At 72.1% G+C, this 21,495-nt stretch carries 14 protein-coding genes; 2 read left to right on the forward strand and 12 right to left on the reverse strand.

The genetic code is table 11. The features are described from left to right. Together OG878_RS16470 and OG878_RS16475 are read right to left on the reverse strand one after the other, a co-directional pair. Nucleotides 1-696, reverse strand: coding sequence for a response regulator transcription factor (locus OG878_RS16470; protein ID WP_328887513.1), 696 nt, complete (start codon nt 694-696; stop codon nt 1-3). Next, on the reverse strand, nt 680-1,978 hold the full coding sequence (locus tag OG878_RS16475; RefSeq protein WP_328887514.1) for a PspC domain-containing protein: 1,299 nt from the start codon (nt 1,976-1,978) through the stop codon (nt 680-682). The genes OG878_RS16470 and OG878_RS16475 overlap by 17 nt, the downstream gene beginning before the upstream one ends. A gap of 194 nt (nt 1,979-2,172) precedes the next feature. Here OG878_RS16475 and OG878_RS16480 point away from each other — a divergent pair, with 194 nt between their 5' ends. Further along, nucleotides 2,173-3,492 carry a PspC domain-containing protein gene (locus OG878_RS16480; RefSeq protein WP_328887515.1) on the forward strand — a complete coding sequence of 440 codons (1,320 nt, stop codon included), beginning with the start codon at nt 2,173-2,175 and terminating at the stop codon, nt 3,490-3,492. 156 nt (nt 3,493-3,648) lie between these two features. On the opposite strand, the gene OG878_RS16485 is transcribed toward OG878_RS16480, so the two are convergent. From OG878_RS16485 to guaA, 5 genes are all read right to left on the reverse strand, one after another. Continuing rightward, entirely contained in the window at nt 3,649-4,158 is a 510-nt protein-coding gene (locus OG878_RS16485) for a DoxX family protein (protein ID WP_328887516.1), read from the reverse strand. Nucleotides 4,159-4,891: 733 nt separating this feature from the next. Next, the gene (locus OG878_RS16490; RefSeq protein ID WP_328887517.1) at nt 4,892-6,157 is read right to left on the reverse strand and encodes a hypothetical protein; all 1,266 of its coding nucleotides are present in this window, start codon (nt 6,155-6,157) and stop codon (nt 4,892-4,894) included. 113 nt (nt 6,158-6,270) lie between these two features. Then, entirely contained in the window at nt 6,271-7,041 is a 771-nt protein-coding gene (locus OG878_RS16495; protein WP_328887518.1) for a class II aldolase/adducin family protein, read from the reverse strand. A 117-nt stretch (nt 7,042-7,158) separates the two neighbouring features. After that, complete coding sequence (locus tag OG878_RS16500) at nt 7,159-7,914, reverse strand: SAM-dependent methyltransferase (protein WP_328887519.1); 756 nt, start codon at nt 7,912-7,914, stop codon at nt 7,159-7,161. 126 nt (nt 7,915-8,040) lie between these two features. Next, nucleotides 8,041-9,636, reverse strand: coding sequence for a glutamine-hydrolyzing GMP synthase (guaA, locus tag OG878_RS16505; RefSeq protein ID WP_328887520.1), 1,596 nt, complete (start codon nt 9,634-9,636; stop codon nt 8,041-8,043). A 358-nt stretch (nt 9,637-9,994) separates the two neighbouring features. On the opposite strand from guaA, the gene OG878_RS16510 reads away from it, so the two are divergent. Beyond that, complete coding sequence (locus tag OG878_RS16510; RefSeq protein ID WP_328887521.1) at nt 9,995-10,309, forward strand: chorismate mutase; 315 nt, start codon at nt 9,995-9,997, stop codon at nt 10,307-10,309. A 767-nt stretch (nt 10,310-11,076) separates the two neighbouring features. On the opposite strand, the gene OG878_RS16515 is transcribed toward OG878_RS16510, so the two are convergent. From OG878_RS16515 to OG878_RS16535, 5 genes are all read right to left on the reverse strand, one after another. Then, nucleotides 11,077-12,903 carry a GMC family oxidoreductase gene (locus OG878_RS16515; RefSeq protein WP_328887522.1) on the reverse strand — a complete coding sequence of 609 codons (1,827 nt, stop codon included), beginning with the start codon at nt 12,901-12,903 and terminating at the stop codon, nt 11,077-11,079. Nucleotides 12,904-12,952: 49 nt separating this feature from the next. After that, nucleotides 12,953-14,560 (reverse strand): succinic semialdehyde dehydrogenase, encoded by a 1,608-nt coding sequence (locus OG878_RS16520; protein WP_328887523.1) that lies wholly within the window; start codon nt 14,558-14,560, stop codon nt 12,953-12,955. A 146-nt stretch (nt 14,561-14,706) separates the two neighbouring features. After that, complete coding sequence (locus tag OG878_RS16525; protein WP_328887524.1) at nt 14,707-16,365, reverse strand: serine/threonine-protein kinase; 1,659 nt, start codon at nt 16,363-16,365, stop codon at nt 14,707-14,709. A gap of 150 nt (nt 16,366-16,515) precedes the next feature. Further along, nucleotides 16,516-19,272, reverse strand: coding sequence for a protein kinase (locus OG878_RS16530; protein ID WP_328891264.1), 2,757 nt, complete (start codon nt 19,270-19,272; stop codon nt 16,516-16,518). Between the two features lie 171 nt (nt 19,273-19,443). Continuing rightward, nucleotides 19,444-21,414: a serine/threonine-protein kinase gene (locus tag OG878_RS16535; RefSeq protein WP_328887525.1), complete on the reverse strand. Its 1,971-nt coding sequence runs from the start codon at nt 21,412-21,414 to the stop codon at nt 19,444-19,446. Nucleotides 21,415-21,495 lie beyond the last annotated feature (81 nt).

The following is a 21,495-nucleotide window of genomic DNA, read 5'->3' on the forward strand; positions in this document are numbered from 1 at the left end:
TCAGACCAGCCGTCGCGCCGTCGCCCACCGTGTCAGCTCGTGCCGGTTCGACAGCTGGAGCTTCCGCAGCACCGCCGAGACATGCGACTCGACGGTCTTCACCGAGATGAACAGCTGCTTGGCGATCTCCTTGTACGCGTAGCCGCGGGCGATCAGCCGCAGCACCTCGCGCTCGCGCTGCGTCAGCCGGTCCAGGTCCTCGTCGACCGGCGGCGCGTCCGTCGAGGCGAACGCGTCGAGGACGAAGCCGGCCAGCCGCGGCGAGAACACCGCGTCGCCGTCCTGGACCCGGAAGACCGAGTCGACCAGGTCGGTACCGGTGATCGTCTTGGTGACATAGCCGCGGGCGCCGCCCCGGATGACACCGATGACGTCCTCGGCGGCGTCGGAGACGGACAGCGCCAGGAACCGCACCGGGTTCTCCACCGCGCCCATCAGCGGGGCGCAGCGGCGCAGCACCTCGACGCCGCCGCCGCCCGGCAGATGGACGTCGAGGAGGACGACCTCGGGGCGGGTCGCCGTGATGACAGTGACCGCCTGGTCGACGTCGGCGGCCTCGCCGACCACCTCGACACCGGTCTCCTCGGTGCGCCCGATCTCGGCCTGTACCCCGGTGCGGAACATCCGGTGGTCGTCGACGAGCACGACCCGTACCCGACGCTCCGGGCCCCCGGCTGCCTCAGTGGTCTCCGTCATCGCTCGCCCTCTCCATCTCCAGCTCGACTTCCGTGCCCCCGCCGGGCACCGAACGCAGCCGCGCCGTACCGCCGTTGCGCTGCATCCGGCCGATGATTGATTCTCTTACGCCCATTCTGTCCGCCGGTACGGAATCCGGGTCGAACCCCGGCCCCCGGTCCCGTACCGAGACGAAGACCGTGCGGCCCTCGACCTCCGCGTAGACCTGTACGGCGCCCCCCTCGCCACCGTACTTCGCGGCGTTGACCATCGCCTCGCGCGCGGCCTGCATCTGGGCCACGAGCTTCTCGTCGAGCGGGCAGTCGCCTACGACGACGACCTCCAGCGGGACGCCGTGCTTGTCCTCGACCTCGGCGGCGGCGCGCTTGACCGCTTCGGCGAGGGTCTCCGGTTCGTCGCCCTCGTCCTTGCCGGTGCCCTCGGGGTTGTACAGCCAGTTGCGCAGTTCGCGCTCCTGGGCGCGGGCCAGCCTGCGGACCTCGCCCGGATCCTCGGCGTTGCGCTGGATCAGAGTGAGGGTGTGCAGCACGGAGTCGTGGACATGGGCGGCGACCTCGGCGCGCTCCTGGGCCCTGATGCGCATCAGGCGTTCCTCGGAGAGGTCCTGGGTCATGCGTACGAGGTAGGGGCCGGCCAGCAGCGCGATGCCGGTGAGGACGGCGATCGCCGCGGTGAGCACATTGCCGAGCTGGGCCGCGGAGCCGCGCACCACCATGAAGCCGGCGAGGCCCAGGCCGACCAGCGCGACCCCGGCCAGCCCGCGGGCCAGATGCAGCACCCGGCGGCGGCTGCCGACCTCCATCCAGCGGGCCCTCCGTGCGTTGTCGGCCTGCCGCCACACCAGGACGGAGCCGGCGCCGATGAGCAGCGCCGGCCAGATGTAGCGGTCGGCCTTGCTGCCCATGTCGACGTTGCCGACGAAGACGATGGCGCCGATCAGCAGGGCCACCAGGGCGAAGACCTGCCCCTTGTCGGGCTTGCGGAGCCTGCGCCGGCCGTCGGCGTCGGTCTCGAAGACGGAGCGCGACTCCTCGACGCCGCCGACGCCGAGCGGGACGACGATCCAGAACACGGCGTACAGCAGCGCGCCGAGACCGTCCGCGAAGAACAGGCCGAGGAAGACGAACCGCACCCAGGCGACGGGCAGTCCGAGATGCCCGGCGAGTCCGCGCGCGACGCCGCCGAGCAGCCGGCCGTCGGCACTGCGGTACAGCTTGCGCAGCGGTGGCTCCTCCGGGTCGGCGCTGACAGAGCTTGCGGCTCGGGGCGTGGCGGCTGACATGCTTCGATCGTCACACGCCGGGGCGGCGCGTGACATCAGGGTCGGCCCCCCACTCGACCCTGAGACGGCCGGTGGCACGGGCCCTCGACGGCCTCCCCCCGACAGCCCCCTCAGGGTCCGCCGCGGCCAATATCAGGGATCGGCCAGGGTCCGTGCCGGTGCCGCGGGTGGTCCCGGCCCGTCACCATGGAGCCATGACCGTTCCCCAGGACGCCCCGCCCGGCGCCGCGCCGCCCTCCGCGCCGGGACCGCAGCTGCAGCGCAGCTCGCGGCAGAAAGTGGTGGCCGGGGTGTGCGGCGGACTCGGCCGGTACTGCGACGTGGACCCGGTGATCTTCCGGATCGTGCTCGGTGTCCTGTCGGTGACCGGTGGCCTCGGCCTGATCTTCTACGGATTCGCATGGCTGCTGATCCCGCTGGAGGGCGAGGAGGAGAACGAGGCGCGCAAGCTGCTGTCGGGCCGGGTCGAGGGGGCGTCGCTGATCGCGGCGCTGCTCGCCCTGATCGGCTGCGGGCTCTTCCTCTCCATGCTGGGCAACGGCGGCATGCTGGCGTTCTCCGCGATGCTGACGCTCGCGGTCATCGGCTTCTGCGTCTGGACGCAGCACCGCAGGGCCGCGGCCCCCGAGGACCCGCTGCATCCGGCGGCCGCGCAGGCGGCGGCGGACGCGCCGCCGGAGGTGAAGGCGCCGCCGTCACCGGCCGGCCCGTCCTGGTGGCGGGATCCGATCATCAAGGACGGCACCTCGGGGCCGGTGGCCACCGGCTATCTGTGGGGTCCGGCGGAAGCGGTGCCCGACGACCGGACGGCACGGCCCCGCAGGGCGACGGCGGACACGCCGTACCGCGCGCCCGAGCGGGCCCGGGCGAACCGGGGGCCGCGCTCGATCGGCGGTCCGGTCTTCCTGCTCGCGCTGGTCGCGGGCGGTCTGGGCACGGGTCTGAGCTGGGACACCCATCCGCTCGGGACGAGCCTGCAGTTCGGTCTGGCCGCGGCGCTCGCCGTGTTCGGCGCCGGGATGCTGGTCAGCACGTTCCTCGGCCGGACCGGGTTCGGCACGGTCCTGCTGGCGATCATCACGGCGGCGCTGCTGGCCGGCGTGTCCACCCTGCCGAAGGACATCAGCAACCAGTGGGTACGCGAGCAGTGGCGCCCTGCCTCGGTCGCGGCGGTCCAGCCGCGGTACGAGCTGAGCTCCGGGCTCGGGGTCGGCACGCTCGACCTCACCCGGGTGCCGGTCCCGAAGGGCGACACGGTCCGGACGCAGGTGCGGGTCGGCGCGGGCCGGGCGGTCGTCGTCGTGCCGCAGACGGTGACGGTCCGGGTGCGGGCGGAGGCCGGGCTCGGGGACATCCGGCTGCCCGCCGAGCCGCCGGGCGACGTGGATATCGCTCCGTCGCAGAACGAGCACCGGACGATCGCTCCGCCCGCGGGCGTCACACCGGCCGGCACGGTCGAGCTGGACCTGGAAGTCGGCATCGGACAGGTGGAGGTCACCCGTGCTGCGTCATGAGATCCGGCCGGGCCGCGCGGTGGCGGGCATCGCGATGCTCGCCCTGGCGGCCGGTTACGCGGCCGACGCCGCGGGCAGGTGGGACGCCCCCTGGACGTTCTTCTTCCCGGTGTTCTTCGGCGGCCTGGGGGTGGCCGCCCTCACGACGTGGGTGAGCTACCGGATGCGCCGGCGCCGCGCCGCGAGGAGTGCGTCCAGCGAGAACGACGCGGCTCCGCCGAGCACCAGCGGCAGCCAGGCCATGAGGTAGATCAGGTCGTTGCCGAGGTAGTACGGAGAGGCCTGCCAGCTCACGGTCAGCCAGAGACTGAGCGAGATCAGCGCCCCGCCGAGTGCGGCGAGCCGCGCCCACAGCCCGATCAGGGTGCCGATACCGACGGCGAGTTCGCCGAACGCGATGGCGTACCCGAATGCGCCGGGGTTCTTCAGCGAGAGGTCGACCAGTGCCGGTATCGCCGACGAGTCGCGTACGGCGTCCATCATCTCCCCGACGGAACCGGAACCGCTCGCGCGGAAGAAGGAACTGTCCGTCAGTTTGTCGAGCGCGGCATAGATGAAGGTGACGCCGAGAAAGATCCGCAGCGGCAGCAGCGCATGCGCGCGCGCCAGCTCCCGCAGGCTCGTCGGCTCACCCAGACCACGCGCATTCGTGCCATACCCACTCATAATTACCCCGCTCTCCGTCGACCGTCACCAGACCATACGTACGTGGTGAACCCGCTGCTCACCCGACCTGCGGTTGGCTTGACGCGGTTGCCCCGAACCGGGGCGCGGGTTCCGTCCTCAGTCGCCGGACGGGCTTGATTGTGTTGCCCGGCAACGGCCGGGCGCCGTCGCCTCTGCCGGGCGGCGGGACGGGCGGTGCCCCTCTCCGGTCCGGGGTTCGGGGTTCCGTCCTCAATCGCCGGACGGGCTTGATGTGGTTGCCCGGCAACGGACGGGCGCCGTCGCCTCTGCCCCGTGGTGGGGTGGGTGGTGCCCCTCCGGGGCGTCTCCTCGGGACTGGCGCGGAAGCCAGCAACGCGGAAGCCCGGCAGGTGCGCCGGCCCCTGCGGGGACTCCCCTGCACGGCCCCACCCGCGCATCACCCGCGTCTGCACCCCGGTGGTCGTGACTGGAAGGCCCACCCGCCCGCAGGCGCGCGACGGCCGGTCCGGGGACGTGCAGGGGGGTCCCCGCAGGACGACGAACAAGGACCCGGGCTCCCCCGACGACGAACCCGAACGTTCGTCGTTTGAGGAGACACCCCGGAGGGGCCCCGGACCACCACCCACCGGACCAAGGCGACGGCAAACTCCCGACCCGGGGGGCGGACACCCCAAGCCCGTCCGGCGATTGAGGACGGAACCCCCCGCCCCGGGACAGGGGCGCACCACCACGAACGACGCCCCCCGACGGCTCAGTCCGTGACGTCGATCTCGACCCGGTTCGTCTCCACCCCGGCGGCGGTCACGACCTGTACGTCGACGAGTCCGGGCTCGACCTCCACCGGCACCGGCACGGTGAGCACGGTGTCCGTCGGATTGGCGAAGCCGCCGGCGACCGGGACCAGCGGGACATGGACATGGACCCGGCCGATCCGTACGACCATGCGGGCCAGCCGGTCCGGGGCTCCCGCGCCGGGCGGTACGAAACCGGCGCCACGGATCTCGATGTCGTCGCCGGTACGGATCGGCGCGTCCAGGTCCCCGGCCTCCCGGGCCCGTACGACGGACAGCACGACCGGACGCCCGCCCTCCGTGAACTTGCCGGCGAAGTACGTCGCCGCGGAGACGGCCACCAGCAGGGCCAGCCCCCAGGGCAGATCGGGCAGTTGCTCGGGACGACGGGCCAGCCGCACCGCGGCGAAGAGCACGGCGGCGGCGCTCACCAGCACGTACTGCACATCGGTGAAGCTGCCCCGGCCGGAGTCGTCGGTGAGCAGATCGCCGGCGCGCGGCCGGTCGGCGCGCAGCTTCTGCAGCCGCCCGGCGACGGCGCGTACGGCCACGACCCGGCGCACGACCACGGCAATCGCGCACACCAGCGCCAGCGCGGTCAGCATCCCCGCGCCGCGCGCCAACTCCAGCCCGTCGATGAGCGCGTCGCGCTCCGCGTGCCCGGAGGCGCCCGCCATCTGGAGCGCGAGGACGAGTACGGAGAAGACGGCGAGCAGCACCCAGGCCACGGCGACCGCCCGGGAGGTGGAGAGCCGGTTGTCCTCGCCGATCAGCGGGGCGAGGACCCCGCCGCGTGCCCGGTGGACACGGGCGGCGCCGGTCAGCAGCCCCGCCGTGACGAGCGCGGCGAGCAGACCGGCGGTGCGGGCGGTCGACCAGCCCGCGCCGATGGCCGTGGCGGCCTGCGCGAGGGCGAGCACGGCGACGCCTCCCCAGACGGCGACCAGGGTGCGCACCCAGACCTGGTGGAGCCAGGCGTCGCCCGCCTCCCGGCTGCGTTCGGCGACCCCACGGGCGGACTCGGTCAGCTCGTCGGAGACCCACTGGCGGGTCGCGGACGCGGACTGGGCGACACCGGTCGGCAGCCCCTGACCTGCGGCGAGTTCGTCCCGCTTGGCCAGGAAGGCGGCCACCGCGCGCCGATGCCCCTCGCGCGCTCCGTGCGGGCAGTCGCCGCACGTACAGCCACCGCCGTGCGCGCCTTGTCGTGCCTCGTCCAACGCCACGGAGAACGCCACCCTTTCCTGCCCCGACCGTTCCAACTGACCACTGATTGCTGCGAATTGTGCCGTACGGGACGGGGTTGGCGCGCATCGGGGCCGCCGGGACGCGCGGATCGTCAGAACGTTCGAGCGATCCGCTTCCACAGCGGCTGGTAGTTGATCCAGGCCACCAGGTCGCTGCCGAGCTGCTCGCGGGTGGCCACCGCGTCCCGGTGCTCGATCAGGACCGGCTTCCCGGCCGCCCGCGCGGTCAGCTGCACCTGGCAGGAACGCTCCATCGTGAGGAACCACCAGGCGGCCGCGTCCACCGAGTCGCCGACGGTCAGCAGCCCGTGATTGCGCAGGATGATCGCCTTGCGGGCGCCGAGCGCGGCCGCGATCCGCCGCCCTTCCTCCTCGTCGACGACGACCCCGGTGTACGCCTGGTAGACCGCATGGTCCTCGTAGAAGGCGCAGGACTCCTGGGTGATCGGCTCGATGAACTCACCGAGCGCGGAGAGCGCCCGCCCGTGCAGGGAGTGGGTGTGCACGACGGCGACGACGTCCGGGCGGGCCCGGTGCACCTGGGCGTGGACCGTGAACGCCGCCTGGTTGACGTGGTGGCGCCCCTCGACGACCTGTCCTTCGCCGTTGACCAGGATCAACTCGTCCGGCCGGAGCCCGTCGAAGGGGACGCCGAACGGATTGACCCAGAAGCAGGTGGTGAACTCCGGGTCCCGCACGGTGATGTGACCGGAGACGCCGTCCTCGTACCCGTACGCACCGAACAGCCGCAGCGCTCCGGCCAGCCGCTCCTTGCGGTAGGCACGTTCCTCGTCGAGCGACTGGTGGACGGGCGGCATAGCGAACTGCAGCTGTTCGACGGGTATCGGCGTGGGCTCGGGCATGGCGACTCCTCGGGGCTCCCAGGGCATTCGGTCGGAAGCTACCGCCGGTCACCGCAGGTCGCCAGAGCGATCACGTACCGATTCGGGCACCGGTGCCGGTACGGGTCGGGCTCCTGCTCAGGCGCTGAGCACGAGGTAGGCGAGGCCGAGCGTTCCGCGGTAGCCCCCGTAGTAGCCGGTGCGCCGGTCGTCGACCGCGGCGACGACACCGTCGTGCAGCGGATGCCCCGGGTTGGCCAGCGCCCAGCGCTCGCCCCGGCCGATGTTGGCGTTCGCCTCGAAGAGGTCCCATTCACGCTGGTCGGCGACGGTGACCTGGAGCGGCCGCAGTCCGACGGCCTCGGCCTGCCGGATCAGCTCGAGCAACGAACCGAAGTCCCCCGGTTCGGCCCCCAGCCCGGCCAGCGCCCGCTCGGACGGCTCGCGCTCCCAGAACCCTTCCCCGAACAGCACCCGCCCGCCCGGCCGCACGGCCGCCCGCAGCGCCTTCAGAGCCTCGGGGGTGGACCCGGGCCAGGCGTGCGAGGCCCCGATGGACACGGCCAGGTCGTAACCGCCGTCCGCCCACTCGGCGGCGGGTGTCTCATGGAACCGCACGCGCTTTGCGAGCCCTCGGTCCCCGGCGAGCGCCCGCCCCCGTGCCACGGCCTCGAGATCGGTCTCGACGCCGTCCCCGGTACTCCCGGGCGCCGACTCGACCAGCCGCATCAGCAGCTCGCCCCAGCCGCTGCCGAGGTCCACGATCCGCGCCCCGGGCGCGGGGGCGCAGGCCGCGACGAGCTGGGCGGCATGCTCCTCGGAGAGTGGAGTGTTCCAGGTCAGGCGGTCGTTGTGGGCGGCGGACATCAGGGCGCGGATCTCATCGGCAGACATGAGGGCGCAGCCTGGCACGGGCGCGGAGGGTGGTGCCACCGACTTTTCACGGGCGGCGGCGCGATACGACGATGCCGCCGCTCAATCGAATGAGCGACGGCATCTCGTTGACCCTGCGGGCAGGGGTTACTCCCACTCGATGGTGCCCGGCGGCTTGCTCGTCACGTCGAGGACGACGCGGTTGACGTCGGCGACCTCGTTGGTGATACGGGTGGAGATCTTCGCCAGGACCTCGTACGGCAGGCGCGACCAGTCGGCCGTCATGGCGTCCTCGGAGGAGACCGGGCGCAGGACGATCGGGTGGCCGTAGGTCCGGCCGTCGCCCTGGACGCCGACCGAGCGGACATCGGCGAGCAGCACCACCGGGCACTGCCAGATGTCGCGGTCGAGTCCGGCCGCGGTCAGCTCCTCGCGGGCGATGGCGTCGGCCTCGCGCAGCAGGTCGAGCCGGTCCTTGGTGACCTCGCCGACGATCCGGATACCGAGACCGGGGCCGGGGAACGGCTGGCGCTGGACGATCTCCTCCGGCAGGCCGAGCTCCTGGCCGACCATCCGGACCTCGTCCTTGAACAGCTGGCGCAGCGGCTCGACGAGCTGGAACTCGATGTCGTCAGGGAGGCCGCCCACGTTGTGATGGGACTTGATGTTGGCGGTGCCGGTGCCGCCACCGGACTCCACGACGTCCGGGTAGAGCGTGCCCTGCACGAGGAACGCGACGTCCTCGCCGGCCGCACCCGCCTCGGCGACGAGCTCGGCCTGGGCCTGCTCGAAGACGCGGATGAACTCGCGGCCGATGATCTTCCGCTTCTGCTCGGGGTCGGAGACCCCGGCCAGCGCGTTCAGGAACCGTTCCTCGGCGTCGACGACCTTCAGCTGGACGCCGGTGGCGGCCACGAAGTCCTTCTCGACCTGCTCGGTCTCGCCCTTGCGCATCAGACCGTGGTCCACGTACACGCAGGTCAGCTGGGAACCGATGGCCTTCTGCACGAGGGCCGCGGCGACCGCTGAGTCCACGCCGCCGGAGAGGCCGCAGATGGCGCGCTTGGTGCCGACCTGCTCGCGGATCAGCGCGATCTGCTCCTCGACCACATTGGTCGTGGTCCAGGTCGGCTCGATGCCGGCGCCGCGGTAGAGGAAGTGCTCAAGGACCTGCTGGCCGTGCGTGGAGTGCAGCACCTCGGGGTGGTACTGGACGCCGTACAGCTTCTTCTCGTCGTTCTCGAAGGCGGCGACCGGCACGACGTCCGTGGACGCGGTGACGGTGAAGCCCTCGGGGGCGGCGGAGCACGCGTCGCCGTGCGACATCCACACCGACTGCTCGGTGGGCGTGCCCTCGAAGAGCGTGGAGCCGCTCTTGGAGACGGTCAGCGGGGTGCGGCCGTACTCGCGGGCACCGTTGTCGTCGACGGTGCCGCCGAGCGTGGTGGCCATCAGCTGGAAGCCGTAGCACATGCCGAAGACCGGGACCCCGGCCTCGAACAGCGAGCGGTCGAGGCTGGGCGCGCCCTCGGCGTACACCGAGGAGGGGCCACCGGACAGGATGATCGCCCGGGGGTTCTTCGCCAGCATCTCGTCCACCGGCATCGTGGACGGGACGATCTCGCTGTAGACCCGGGCCTCACGGACGCGTCGGGCGATGAGCTGGGCGTACTGCGCGCCGAAGTCGACGACGAGGACCACGTCGGCTGCGGTGTCGGGGGCGGCGGGGGGTGCTGCTGGCACGGGGCGGCCTTCCGGCGGTGAGAGGGGGTCGGTTCTGCCGATTCTACCGGGGTTGCGAGGAAGACCCTTTCGCTTCCGCCGGGACCGGGGCACTCGGCCGTCCTCGCGGCGGTGTCTCACCATCCGGGCGTCGCGTTGGCCGACCGGCGGGAGCGGGTCCATACTGGCCGCATGCGTCAGCACACGACCTACGTCTTTACCTATGGCATCCGGCCCGCCGGCTGCCATGGTCGTGCTGCTTGATCCACTGACAAGCAACGTTCCAGGCGCCCCGGGCCGACAGGCCCGGGGCGTTCTGGCGTTCCGGGTCCGATCGCTCCGGGGGGCCGCACCCCACCAGGACACCAGGAGCCACGGAATGAACAGCACCACCGCCACCGCGAACACGGAGAAGTCGCTCGCCGAGGAGACCGGTGCGCGCACCGACGAGGCCGCCGCGCTGATCGCCGGCGCCCGCGAGCGCATCGACTCACTGGACGACCGGATCATCGGGCTCGTCCAGGAACGGATGGCCGTCTCGGCGGTCATCCAGGAGGCCCGGATCACGTCCGGCGGCCGCCGGGTGAACCTCTCCCGCGAGATGGAGATCCTCGGCCAGTACCGCGATGCACTCGGCAAGCCCGGCACCTCGCTCGCGATGACGCTGCTGGAGCTGTGCCGCGGGCGCGTGTGAGATCCCCTTTCACGCCTGTGCGGGCCTCAGGCGTCCACCGGCCCGTACGGGGCGCGGGGCTGTACGGGCGTATCTGCGTTCGGGCCGACTCTCACCCGTACGGCGCGTGACCGGGCCCGCGCCGACTTCGTTGGTCCCGGTGTCCGTGCCAGCCAGGGGCGGCTTTCGAAGAATCCACGCGTGGCTCCGCTGGAGCGTGTGGCGTACTGCAGGTACGCCGTGGGACCGCGCCCCAGCGTGCGTGACCGGTCGGCAGGGGACAGCAGCCCGGTCACCCCAAGCGGTCGGCTCCGGGGACGCCCGGAGCCGACCGTATCCGGTCGAACGGTTGCGCCGTGCGCAGCCCGTCCCGCACGGGGCAAAGAGAAGGTCCCCCTCGAATCGCACCCTCCCGACTTGTTGGGCCCGCACCACCCATGCGCCCCCTGGGTGCCGGGGCGCCGACCCGGCGCACCACTCCCGCGGCGCCACCCCCCGGCGCCGCCTCTCGGCCTCGGCGCTGCCCTGACGTCGGTGCTGATCGACAAGGGCCCCGGGGACCGGTTCACGGTCCACGGGGCCCTTGGTCATGCCACGACGCGAAGAGTGCGTGATCGGCATCACATAAAGATTCTGTGAGCATCCGGACAACCATTGCCCGGGACCACAGGTCATGCATGCGGAACAACCAGTCCCACCCGTGACACCGCTGTGCAACGCGCGTCGTCACCAGTAGGCGTGAGGGGCTGCACTCGGAGGGGGGTGCAGCCCCTCTCTGCGTACGCGGACTACTTCTTCTTCGGCGGGACCACGGGCACTCCCAGGAACGGCAGCTTCAGCGCACCGAAGGCCTCCTTCGGCACCGCCGGCGCCTTCGGCTCGACCGCGGCCAGCCGCTCGTACGCCTCGCCCTGCGCGGGACGCGGGTCCGCCTCGCCCTTGTTGGGCCAGAACGACATGGCCCGCTCCGCCTGCGCGGTGATGGTCAGCGACGGGTTGACGCCGAGGTTCGCGGAGACCGCCGAACCGTCGACGACCGAGATGCCCGGGTGTCCGTACAGCCGGTGGTACGGGTCGATGACCCCTTCCTCGGCGCTCGCACCGATCGGGCAGCCGCCGAGGAAGTGCGCGGTGAGCGGGGTGCCCATGAGTTCACCGACGTTCGACCCGGCGAAGCCGTTGATCTCCTCGGCGAGCAGTGAAGCGCTGCGCGTCGCCTCCTCGATCTGCGTCGGGTTGGGCGCGCCGTGCCCCTGGCGGGCGGTGAGCAGGCCCTTCCCGATACCACCGGGCTTGCGGTACGTGGTCAGGGAGTTGTCCAGCGACTGCATGACGAGGCCGATGATGGTCCGCTCCGACCAGCGGCGGTTGGAGAGCGACCGGACGGCGAGGAGGGGATGCCTGGCCATGTTGCCGAGCCAGCCCAGCACGCGACGGCTGCCGTACGGCACCTGGAGGATCGACATCGCGCCCATGGCGTTGGAGCCCTTGCCGTAGCGGACGGGCTCGATGTGGGTGTTCTCGTCGGGGTGGATCGACGAGGTGATGGCGACGCCCTGGGTGAAGTCGGCCTTCGGGGTGCCGTGCTTCTTGCGGTAGCGGCGGTCGCTGGTCTGCGAGCCGACGAGCGCCTCGGAGTTGGTACGGGTCAGCTCGCCGAGCCGCGCCGACAGCCGGGGCAGCAGCCCCTGGTCCTTCATCGTGTGGAGCAGCGTCTGGGTGCCGTAGGTGCCCGCCGCGACGACCACCCTGCGGGCGCGCAGCAGCGTCGGCCTGCCCTTCCTGCGGCGGTCCGTCGGGACGGTCGCGACGTGATACCCGCCCTCGGGGTCGTCCGTGATCGCGACGACGGAGGTCATCGGGTGGATGACCGCTCCGGCCTTCTCGGCGAGGTGGAGGTAGTTCTCGTTGAGGGTGTTCTTCGCGCCGTGGCGGCAGCCCGTCATGCATTCGCCGCACTCGGTGCAGGCCCTGCGGTCGGGGCCCGCGCCGCCGAAGTACGGGTCGGCGACCGTGGCGCCGGGCTTCGCCCCGGCCGTACCGTCGGCGTCCTTGCCGTCGCCGAAGAAGACACCGACCGGGGCGAGGTGGAAGGAGTCGCCGACCCCCATGGCCTGCGCGGTCGCCTTCAGATGGACGTCGGACGGGGTCATCGTCGGGTTGAGCCGGACCCCGAGCATCCGCTTCGCCTGGTCGTAGTACGGCGCCAGCTCGTCCTGCCAGTCGGTGATGGCGGCCCACTGCCGGTCCTCGAAGAACGGTGCCGGGGGTACGTACAGCGTGTTGGCGTAGTTGAGCGAGCCGCCGCCGACACCCGCCCCGGCGAGCACCATCACATTGCCGAGCAGATGCACACGCTGGATGCCGAAGAGCCCGAGTGCGGGGGCCCACAGGTAGTTCTTGATGTCCCAGGAGTTCTTGGGGAGCGTGTCGGGGGTGAAGCGGCGGCCCGCCTCCAGGACCCCGACCCGGTACCCCTTCTCGGTCAGCCGCAGGGCCGACACCGCACCGCCGAAGCCCGAGCCGACGACGAGGACGTCGTAGTCGTACGCCGCGTCGTCATCGGTCTCGCCGGCCGGTCCGGCCTGATTCTGGGCAGGGCTGTCCTGGGACATGGCTCTCCTCGGTACGAAAAGGGCAGAAGGTGCCGCGGTGTGACGGGGATCAGCGCAGGCGGAACGCCTTCATCGCCTTCAGACTGCGGCTCATGAACGCCGCGTACTTCTCGTCGTCCATCCCGAAGGACGGGGCGAGCGGGATCAGCCTCTGCTGGGCGACGGTCTGGGCCTCGGTGTACTTGAGGATGCCCTCGGAGCCGTGCCTGCGGCCGAGACCGGAGTCCTTCATGCCGCCCATCGGGGACTGCACACTGCCGTACGCGGGGGCGTACCCCTCGTTGATGTTGACCGTGCCGGTGCGCAGCCGGGCGGCGACCCGGTGGCCGCGCTTGGAGTCCTTGGTCCAGACACTGGAGTTCAGGCCGTACGGGGTGGCGTTGGCGAGGGCGATGACCTCGTCCTCGTCGGAGAAGCGGTAGAGGGAGACGACCGGGCCGAAGGTCTCCTGGGCGCAGACGGCCATCGGCGCCTCGACGCCTTCCAGGATGGTCGGCTCGTAGAACAGCGGGCCGATGTCGGGGCGGGCGACACCTCCCGCGACGAGCGTGGCCCCCTTCTCGACGGCCTCCGCGACGTGCTGGGTGACGGTCTCCAGCTGGCGCTCGCCGACGAGCGAACCCATGTCTGCGCCGTACGCGAGGGAGTTGCCCAGCCGCATGGCCTTCGTACGGGCGGCGAACCGCTCCACGAAGTCGTCGGCGACCGACTCGTGGACGTACAGCCGCTCGATGGAGATGCAGAGCTGCCCGGCGGAGGAGAAGCAGGCGCGGACGGCGCCCGCGGCGGCCTTCTCCACGTCGGCGTCCTCGAGGACCAGCATGGCGTTCTTGCCGCCGAGCTCCAGCGAGACCCCGACGAGGCGGGCGGCGGCGCCCTGGGCGACCTCGCGGCCGGTACGGGTGGAGCCGGTGAACGAGACGTAGTCGGCGTGCTTGACGACCTCGGGTCCCACGACCGGTCCGTCACCGAGGACGACCTGGAACACCTCGGCGGGCAGGCCCGCCTCGATCAGCAGGTCACGGGCCCAGAGCGCGGTCAGTGCGGTCTCCGTGTCGGGCTTCATCACGAGGGCGTTCCCGGCGACGAACGCGGGCAGCGCATCGCCGACGGACAGCTCGAACGGGTAGTTCCACGGCGCGATCTGGCCGACGACACCGCGCGGCTGGCGCAGCTCGGTGACCTTGGTCAGCGTCGGCACGACGCCGGTGTGCCGCTTCGGCTTCAGATACGCGCCGGCCCTGCGCCCGTAGTGGCGGGCGGCGACGGCGACCGCCTGGACCTCCTCGTGGGCGTGCAGCCGGGCCTTGCCGGTCTCCAGCTGAATGAGGTCGAGGACCTCGGACTGCCGCTGGAGTACCAGGTCGTGGAAGCGGAGAAGGACGGCTGCCCTGGTCCGGACGGGGGTGGCGGCCCAGGCGGGCTGGGCGGCGCGGGCCCGCTCGAAGGCGGTGGCGACGTCCTCGGGCGTGGACTCCGGCAGGTCGGCCAGCTTCTCCCCGGTGAACGGCGTGTGGTTCGCGGTACGGCCGGAGCCGACGACACCACGCGTCAGCTGCGCGATCACCTCGGGGGTCACCACATCGGCGGCGGTGCGCGCGCCCGCCGGGGCCGCGGCCACGGGGTTCGAACCTGGGGAACCTGCAGAGTCCGTCATGTGGGCGAGGGTATGTCCAGCCGCACGCTTTGGGTACCCGTCGGTAATAGGTTTTCACACTCCCCACAAACGAGCCAGTGATCACTGGCAACAAAGCCCCTGATCAGGGAGCTGTCGTGGTTCGTGGCCGGTGGAATCCGGATGGTTCAGCCCGCGCCGCCGGCCGAGCGCCAGCCGCGCAGCATCGTGTCGAAGCGGTCCCGGGTGGTGTCCCAGTCGGCGGCCGGCCCCGTCATGTACAGCGCGTATTCCGGGCCGCCCTCCTCCTCGTAGTACATCTGGTCGATCGCGTGGCGAGGACCCGGGTGGTCCTTGGACTCGGTCCAGGTGAACTCCCAGAGGGAGCCGGGCCGATCGCGGTAGTAGTTGGTGTGGAGGGTCTTGCGCTCGTACCCGGGCAGCCGCTCCTCGAGGCTCGTCTCCAGGTTCAGCATGTGCATGTACGAGTTCTCGAAGTCGGGCTCCGGGTCGACGCTGATGCGGATGTAGTGGTCGCCGTCGTCCGGGGTGTAGTCGACGTTCTGGCCGTCCGCCCGTCGCTTCCAGCCGTCGGGTACCACCAGGCTGAATCCCTCGGGGTCGTCCACCCGGTGCCAGCCGTCGGGTACGGCCGTCGTGGACGGGGTGGGCTTCGACGCCTCGGACGAAGGACGCGGCGAACGCGCGGTGCCGTGGGCCGAGCCGTGCCCGGTGGTCTCCGTCCCGGAGTTCGCGCCGTACTTCATCGCGGCCAGCCCGGCGCCGCCGCCGATCAGTGCGGCGACGGCGACGACCAGGATCGTGGTGCGCCAGCGGCCGCGGCTGCGGCGGGTCACCGCGGCGGCGGTGTACTGCGCAGCCATGGTGAACTGCTGCTCGGGGGCGAATGGTTCCGTGCCGGTGCCCGCGCCCGTACCGGCCGGGCCCATCGAGCGCAGGACCTCCTCGGGGACGCGCTGGGTCGGGACGTACGCCTGCGCGGCCCGGGGCTCGCGCCCCTCCATCGCCTCCATCAGCATCCGCTCCGTCTCGGCCGCCGACGGCCGGTCCGCCGGGTCCTTGCGGAGCAGTGCGGTGATCACCGGTGCGAGCGCCCCGGCCCGGGCGGGCGGCGGTGGTTCCTCGGTGACGACGGCCTGCATGGTGGAGATCGGGGACGAACGGCGGAACGGCGAGCGCCCCTCGACCGCCGCATAGAGCGTGGCTCCGAGGGACCAGAGGTCGGACGCGGGCCCCGGGTCGCCGCCGCGGACCCGTTCGGGCGCCAGATAGTCGATGGAGCCGACCAGTTCACCGGTCCTGGTGATGGTCGAGTCACCCTCTATCGCGGCGATACCGAAGTCGGTGAGCAGCACCCGGCCGTCGCGGGCAAGGAGCACGTTGCCGGGCTTCACGTCCCGGTGCAGCACACCGGCGCTGTGCGCGGCGCGCAACGCGCCGAGGACATGGAGGCCGATCCTGGCCGCCTCGCGCGGCGCGATCTCGCCGCGCTCCTTGGCGGCGTCGGCGAGTGACGGCCCGTCGACGTACTGCATGACGATCCAGGGACGGTTGTCGTACTCGACCACGTCATGGACGGTGACCACGCCGGGGTGGGTGATCCGGGCCGCCGCGCGGGCCTCCTTCTGGGTCCGGGCATGCAGCACGACCCGGTCGGCCTCCGCCACGTACAGCCCGGCGGTCAACTCCTTGACGGCGACCGTGCGGTGCAGCACTTCATCATGAGCCCGCCAGACCTTGCCCATGCCGCCGCGCCCGAGGACTTCACCGAGCCGGTATCTTCCGGCCAGTACCAGCCCCGCGTCCGTTCCCTGCGATCGATCCACGTGTCCCCGCCCCGCTTCCTTCGGCTGCCAGGTTACGGAGGGGATGTACGGCCACGGAACCTCGCATCGCTCACGAGACCTCACTGTGATGCTTGTCGCTCGGCCGCCCCGCTCGGCGACAGGCCGCTGACCGCGCTTTCTGCCGGTGGCTCAGGAAGTCACCCGGTACGAGGCGATGGCCTGTTCGTAGATGGCCGTCACCGTGTCGCGCTCGCTGTCCGGGCCGAGCACCTGGAGCACGTGGTACCGCCCGTCGACGATCATCGCGAGGTTGCGGACGTACACCTCGCGCCCGGTGTCGTCCTGCCAGGTGAACTGGCCCTCCGCCATGGCCTGTCGGCCGACGTCGATACGGCGCAGCCCCGTCGCCGAGGACCAGCTGGAGTCCCGGAAGGGCTGCAACTCGCGTTCCTTGTCGCGCTGATAGGCCAGCGGATCGCCGCCGTTGGCCTTCACCGTGTCACGCCCCGGCACGATCAGCAGGCTGAAACCGTCGCTGCCGTACCGGATCTCCCGGTCGGCGCCGGCCGGGCTGCGCTGCCAGCCCTTGAGCACGCCGACCTCGAAGCCCTCGTCGTCCTTGCGCAGGGTGTAGCCGGGGGCGAGCGCCACGGCGGAGCGGCTGGTCTGCGGCTTCTGTGCGCCGGGCGACTGCGAGGGCTTCGACGACGCGCCCGTGGGTGCGTCCGGGTCGGTCGCACCGGGCGTGCGGCTGCCCGTGGCGGCCGGTGCCTTTCCCTTCGAGTCGGATCCGTTGCCGGCCTTGGGCATGAACAGCACGGCGTACGCGATCGCCGCGATCATCCCCAGCAGGATCAGCGCGAGCAGCAGCCGACCGAGCCGCCTCGGTGTACGTCCCTCGCTGCCCGGCCGCGGACGGGGAGGGGTGCGCAACACCTTGGGCCCCTTGGGCTCCCGCGGAAGCCGGGGCGCCTTTTCGGCCCGTGCGCTCTCGAACCGGTCGGGCCGCTCCCTCGTCTGGCGGTGACGGCCGTGCGCCGGTGCGCTTCCCAGGCGGCTGCGACGCCTGCGGACCAGCTCTCCCCGGCGGCGCACGACGGGCAGCCGGGTGTCGTCGACGGACGGCAGCGGTACGACGTCGAAACCGGCCTCGGGTTCGGGGGCCGACCGCACGAGGGAGCGCAGCCAGCCGCGCAGCTCCTCGAAGTCCGGCCGCTCGGTGGGGTCCTGGCGCAGCAGCGACTCGACGACGGGACGCAGCGGACCGCACTCCTCGGCGAAGGCGGGAGGTTCGCCGCAGACCATCTGGACGAGCTCGGCCGCATGCTCCTCGGGATACGGTGCGTGGCCCTGGACGGCGCGGTAGAGCAGGGCGCCGAGCGCCCAGAGGTCGGTGGCGGGGCCGATGGGCGGCGCCAGCTGCCAGTTCTCGTGGACCGGTCCGGCCTGCTCGGGCGCCCAGCGCTCGGTGACGGCACCCACGACCGCGATCCGTGCCTGCCTGGCGCGTTCGGCGGCGAGAGGGGTGGCGGGTCCGCGGTAGGCGGGGACGGCCCGGCCCCCGGCGACGATGTCGTCCCAGCGGCCGGAGACCGCCTGCTGCGGCAGCTGCTCCGATGCTGCCGTGCGGTGGCGTCGTGCGTCGGCACGCAGGGCGTCCTCGTTGGAGCCTCCGGCGGACACGGGGCGGCCGAAGCCGGCGCCGTCGCCCCACGTACCGGTCAGATGCATCCGCCGGCCGGGCGCCCCCTGCCCGCGGCGGCCGCCGGTGCCGTCGTCGTCGCTGTCATCGCTTCCGCCGCCGTACGGGCCGCCGTACTCGCCACCGTACGGAGCGTCTCCCCGGCCGCCGTCCTCGTCGTCGCCCTCGTCGTCGCCCTCGTCGTCGTACGGATCGTCGGCGGTCGCGCCCCACCCGCCCGTCAGCTGCGGCCTGCCGGACCCGGGCGGTCCGGGACGCTGGGCGGGAAGGATTCGGGTCTCCTCCGCTCCCGCCGCCTCTCCGGTCCCGGCCTGCCGCTGCTCCTCGTTGACGCGTGCGGCGGCACGCGTGCCCGCCCGGTAGGCGGCGATGGCTCCGGCGCGCGCGGCCCGCAGCTGCGCCGCGCTGCCCGCGTGGGGAAGGTCGGAGTCCGGCTGCGGCCGTACGGCTTCCAGTTCACCGGCGGGGCCGCGCGCGGCCGGCAATCCGACCGGTGCGACCGGACCGGCGGACACGCCGGGCTCAGCGGACCCGAACAGACCCGCGGACTCGTGCGGCCCAACGGGCGGCAGCGACGCCGCGGGCGGCACGTGAGGACCGGTCGTCGGCCCCGACTCGACCGCGGGCGGCCCGTACGCGTCCTCGTCGTCGGGCTGCGGCATCGGTACGTACCCGCACAGTGCCTCCTCCGCCGCCCCGGACGCCAGGCCGGTCAGTACGACGCGCCCGTCGTCGCAGATCAGCACCGTGCGGACGGTGATGTTCCGGTGGGTCCAGCCGTGCGCGTGCAGCACCCGCAGGGCCGTCAGCACATCGGAGCCGATCTCGGCGGCCCGGTACGGGTTCAGCGGCCGTTCGGCGAGCAACGCGGCCAGCGGGCGCGCTGCGACGAGCTCACTCACGATCCAGAGCGATCCGGCCTCGGCGAACACGTCGAAGACCTGGTCGAGCCTCGGGTGGTCGGGCACCTGCGCGGCAGCCTGCGCGGCCTCGATCGCGCGCCGGACGGCGGGGTCCGTGGACCGCCGCACCGTTCGCCCGGTGGTGCGGCGGGCGGCCGACGGCAGCCCGTCGCCGTCCAGCATCTCGGCGTCGACGACCTCGGGCAACGGTACCTGGCGCACCAGGACTTCCTGGCCGCTGTACGTGTCGAACGCCCGGGTCTCGACCAGTTCGTACTCGTCGGACGGCGGCAGCGGCAGGCGGTAGCGGTCGGCGAGCACCCGACCCGCGTAGTCGTCCACGACGCCTCCCCAGAGCGCGCTGTCCCCCGGCCATGAGTCCCGCACCAACCCGTCAATTATGGTCACTTACCGTGCAATTGACCTACGGTTTTGGCTGCGTACGGTTCTCAAGCTCTCACCATACGTGGCAAGTGCCGGGCGTGCGGCAGGGTCGACGCAAGCAGCCGTCGCTCAGTCCTTGGGCGCGAACGTCGCGAAGGCCGTCGCGCGCAGGGTCCTGCACTCCTTGCTGTTCCACTCGCTCGCCTTGCAGCTGATCATGATCGAGTAGCCGTGCGTGGCGTCGACCTTGAAACCGCGGTTCAGGATCCGGCTCCGCTGGCCGTGCTCGTCGCGCTCGAACTGCCAGTCGGCGACGGTCGGGTAGCCATTGAACTCGATCTTCTTTATGCCGAGGTGCCGGTAGCCGTTGCTGCTGGCCGCGACCGCTCCCTTCAACGCGTTCCACGCGGCGGCCGCGTCGCTGCCGGGAGAGCTGTTGTAGTCGACCTGGACGCGCGGGAAGCCACCGGCGACGTTGTAGATCTGGCCCGAGTTGCTGCCCGCGATCTTGTAGGGCGTGAAGTCCGCGGGCATGGCCATCGTGAAGTGGAACCGCTTGTTGGTGACCGTCTTGTACCCGTCGGGCAGTGCGCCGGCGTCCGAACCACCGGAACCGGAGCCGTCCGACCCCTTGCCCGAGTCGTCGCCCTTGCCCTTGCCCTCGTCCTGGCCCTGATCGTCGCTCCCGTTCTCCCCCTGGGCCTGGTCCTTGCCGCTGGCGTCGCCTGTGCCGGTGTCACCGGAGCCGCCGCCTGCGGAGGCCCCGGCCGCGGCAGAGGTGCCGCCCTTGCCGCCGCCTTCGTCGTCCTTGTCGCCCCCACTCATGGTGAGCGCAAGGACCGTGCCGAGAAGGGCGAGGACGACGGCGGCCGCGATGATCACGAGAGTGCGGCGCGGGACCACGTCCGTGAGGGAGGCGCGGGCCGGTGCGCTCGACGAGCCGCCCGGACGCTGGGGCGGTACGCCCCCGACGCCGGAGGCCGGCGAAGCCGTGGGCCGGGCCTGAGCCGGGGAAGCGCTCTGCGCAACGGCGGGCGCGGAGGCGTCGACAGCCACACCCGCACCGGCGCCGGGCGCGGTCTTCGCGTTCCGGACGGAGCGCAGCGCACCGCGCAGGCGGTCGCGCGCCCCCTCCCCCGTCTCCCCGGACTTCGACGTCCCCTTCGTGCGGGGGGCGCCGATGACGCGGGGCAGGGCCATCACCTGGGTGGAGTCGGCCGGCGGGGGCACGACCGGGGCGGGCTTGTCCGCGGCGTGGATCACCCCGTTGAGCAGGGCCCGGGCACCTGCGTCGTCGAGCCGCTGCTCGGGGTCCCTCGCGAGGAGGCCGTAGATGACCTCCTCCAGCGGGCCCGCGTTCTTCGGCGGGTCGAGCGGCTCGGTCATGACGGCGGTCAGGGTGGCGATGGCCGACCCCTTGTCGTACGGCGGGGAGCCCTCGACGCTCGCGTACAGCAGTCCGCCGAGCGACCACAGGTCGGCGGGCGGTCCCGGCTTGTGGCCGCGGGCGCGCTCCGGCGAGATGTACGAGGGGGCGCCGACGAGCATCCCCGTCGAGGTGACGGACGGGTCCCCCTCGACCTGCGCGATACCGAAGTCGGTCAGGACGACCCGGCCGTCCTCGGAGATCAGTACGTTGGACGGCTTCACATCGCGGTGCAGAATGCCCTCGCGGTGCGCCAGGCGCAGCACGTCGAGGATGGCGAGACCGACCTCGGCCGCGCGCCTGGGCGTCAGCACGCCGTCCTCGCGCACCACCTCGGCAAGGGACTTGCCCTCGATGAGCTCCATGACGATCCACGGCCGGTCGTCCTCGTCGACCACGTCGTAGACCGTCACCGCGCCGTTGTTGCGGATCCGGGCGATGGCCTTCGCCTCGCGCAGCGTGCGCGTGATCAGCCGGCGCTTCTCGTCGTCGTCGATGGCCGACGGGAACCGCAGTTCCTTGACCGCGACCGTGCGGCCCAGCGTCTCGTCGACGGCGCGCCAGACCGTGCCCATACCGCCCCGGCCGAGCACCTTCCCGAGCCGGTACCTACCCGCAAGGAGACGTCCATCCGTGTCCCGTTGGGGCTCCCGTGCCTGCTCCGCCTCCGACATGCGTCCCCTCTGCGATCAACCCGCCCTGGCAGAGCGTTCATTGTCCCTCACCCCGGGACCGGTCATGGTGCCGGGTCCGTG

The organism is Streptomyces sp. NBC_00316 (assembly GCF_036158715.1).
In the GTDB taxonomy this organism is placed as follows: Bacteria; Actinomycetota; Actinomycetes; order Streptomycetales; family Streptomycetaceae; genus Streptomyces.

Bases quoted from the DNA above. Each gene is read 5' to 3' on its own strand.
- OG878_RS16470 (WP_328887513.1), bottom strand. From the start codon at position 696: ATGACGGAGACCACTGAGGCAGCCGGGGGCCCGGAGCGTCGGGTACGG.
- OG878_RS16475 (WP_328887514.1), bottom strand. From the start codon at position 1,978: ATGTCAGCCGCCACGCCCCGAGCCGCAAGCTCTGTCAGCGCCGACCCG.
- OG878_RS16480 (WP_328887515.1), top strand. From the start codon at position 2,173: ATGACCGTTCCCCAGGACGCCCCGCCCGGCGCCGCGCCGCCCTCCGCG.
- OG878_RS16485 (WP_328887516.1), bottom strand. From the start codon at position 4,158: ATGAGTGGGTATGGCACGAATGCGCGTGGTCTGGGTGAGCCGACGAGC.
- OG878_RS16495 (WP_328887518.1), bottom strand. From the start codon at position 7,041: ATGCCCGAGCCCACGCCGATACCCGTCGAACAGCTGCAGTTCGCTATG.
- OG878_RS16500 (WP_328887519.1), bottom strand. From the start codon at position 7,914: ATGTCTGCCGATGAGATCCGCGCCCTGATGTCCGCCGCCCACAACGAC.
- OG878_RS16510 (WP_328887521.1), top strand. From the start codon at position 9,995: ATGAACAGCACCACCGCCACCGCGAACACGGAGAAGTCGCTCGCCGAG.
- OG878_RS16515 (WP_328887522.1), bottom strand. From the start codon at position 12,903: ATGTCCCAGGACAGCCCTGCCCAGAATCAGGCCGGACCGGCCGGCGAG.
- OG878_RS16520 (WP_328887523.1), bottom strand. From the start codon at position 14,560: ATGACGGACTCTGCAGGTTCCCCAGGTTCGAACCCCGTGGCCGCGGCC.
- OG878_RS16535 (WP_328887525.1), bottom strand. From the start codon at position 21,414: ATGTCGGAGGCGGAGCAGGCACGGGAGCCCCAACGGGACACGGATGGA.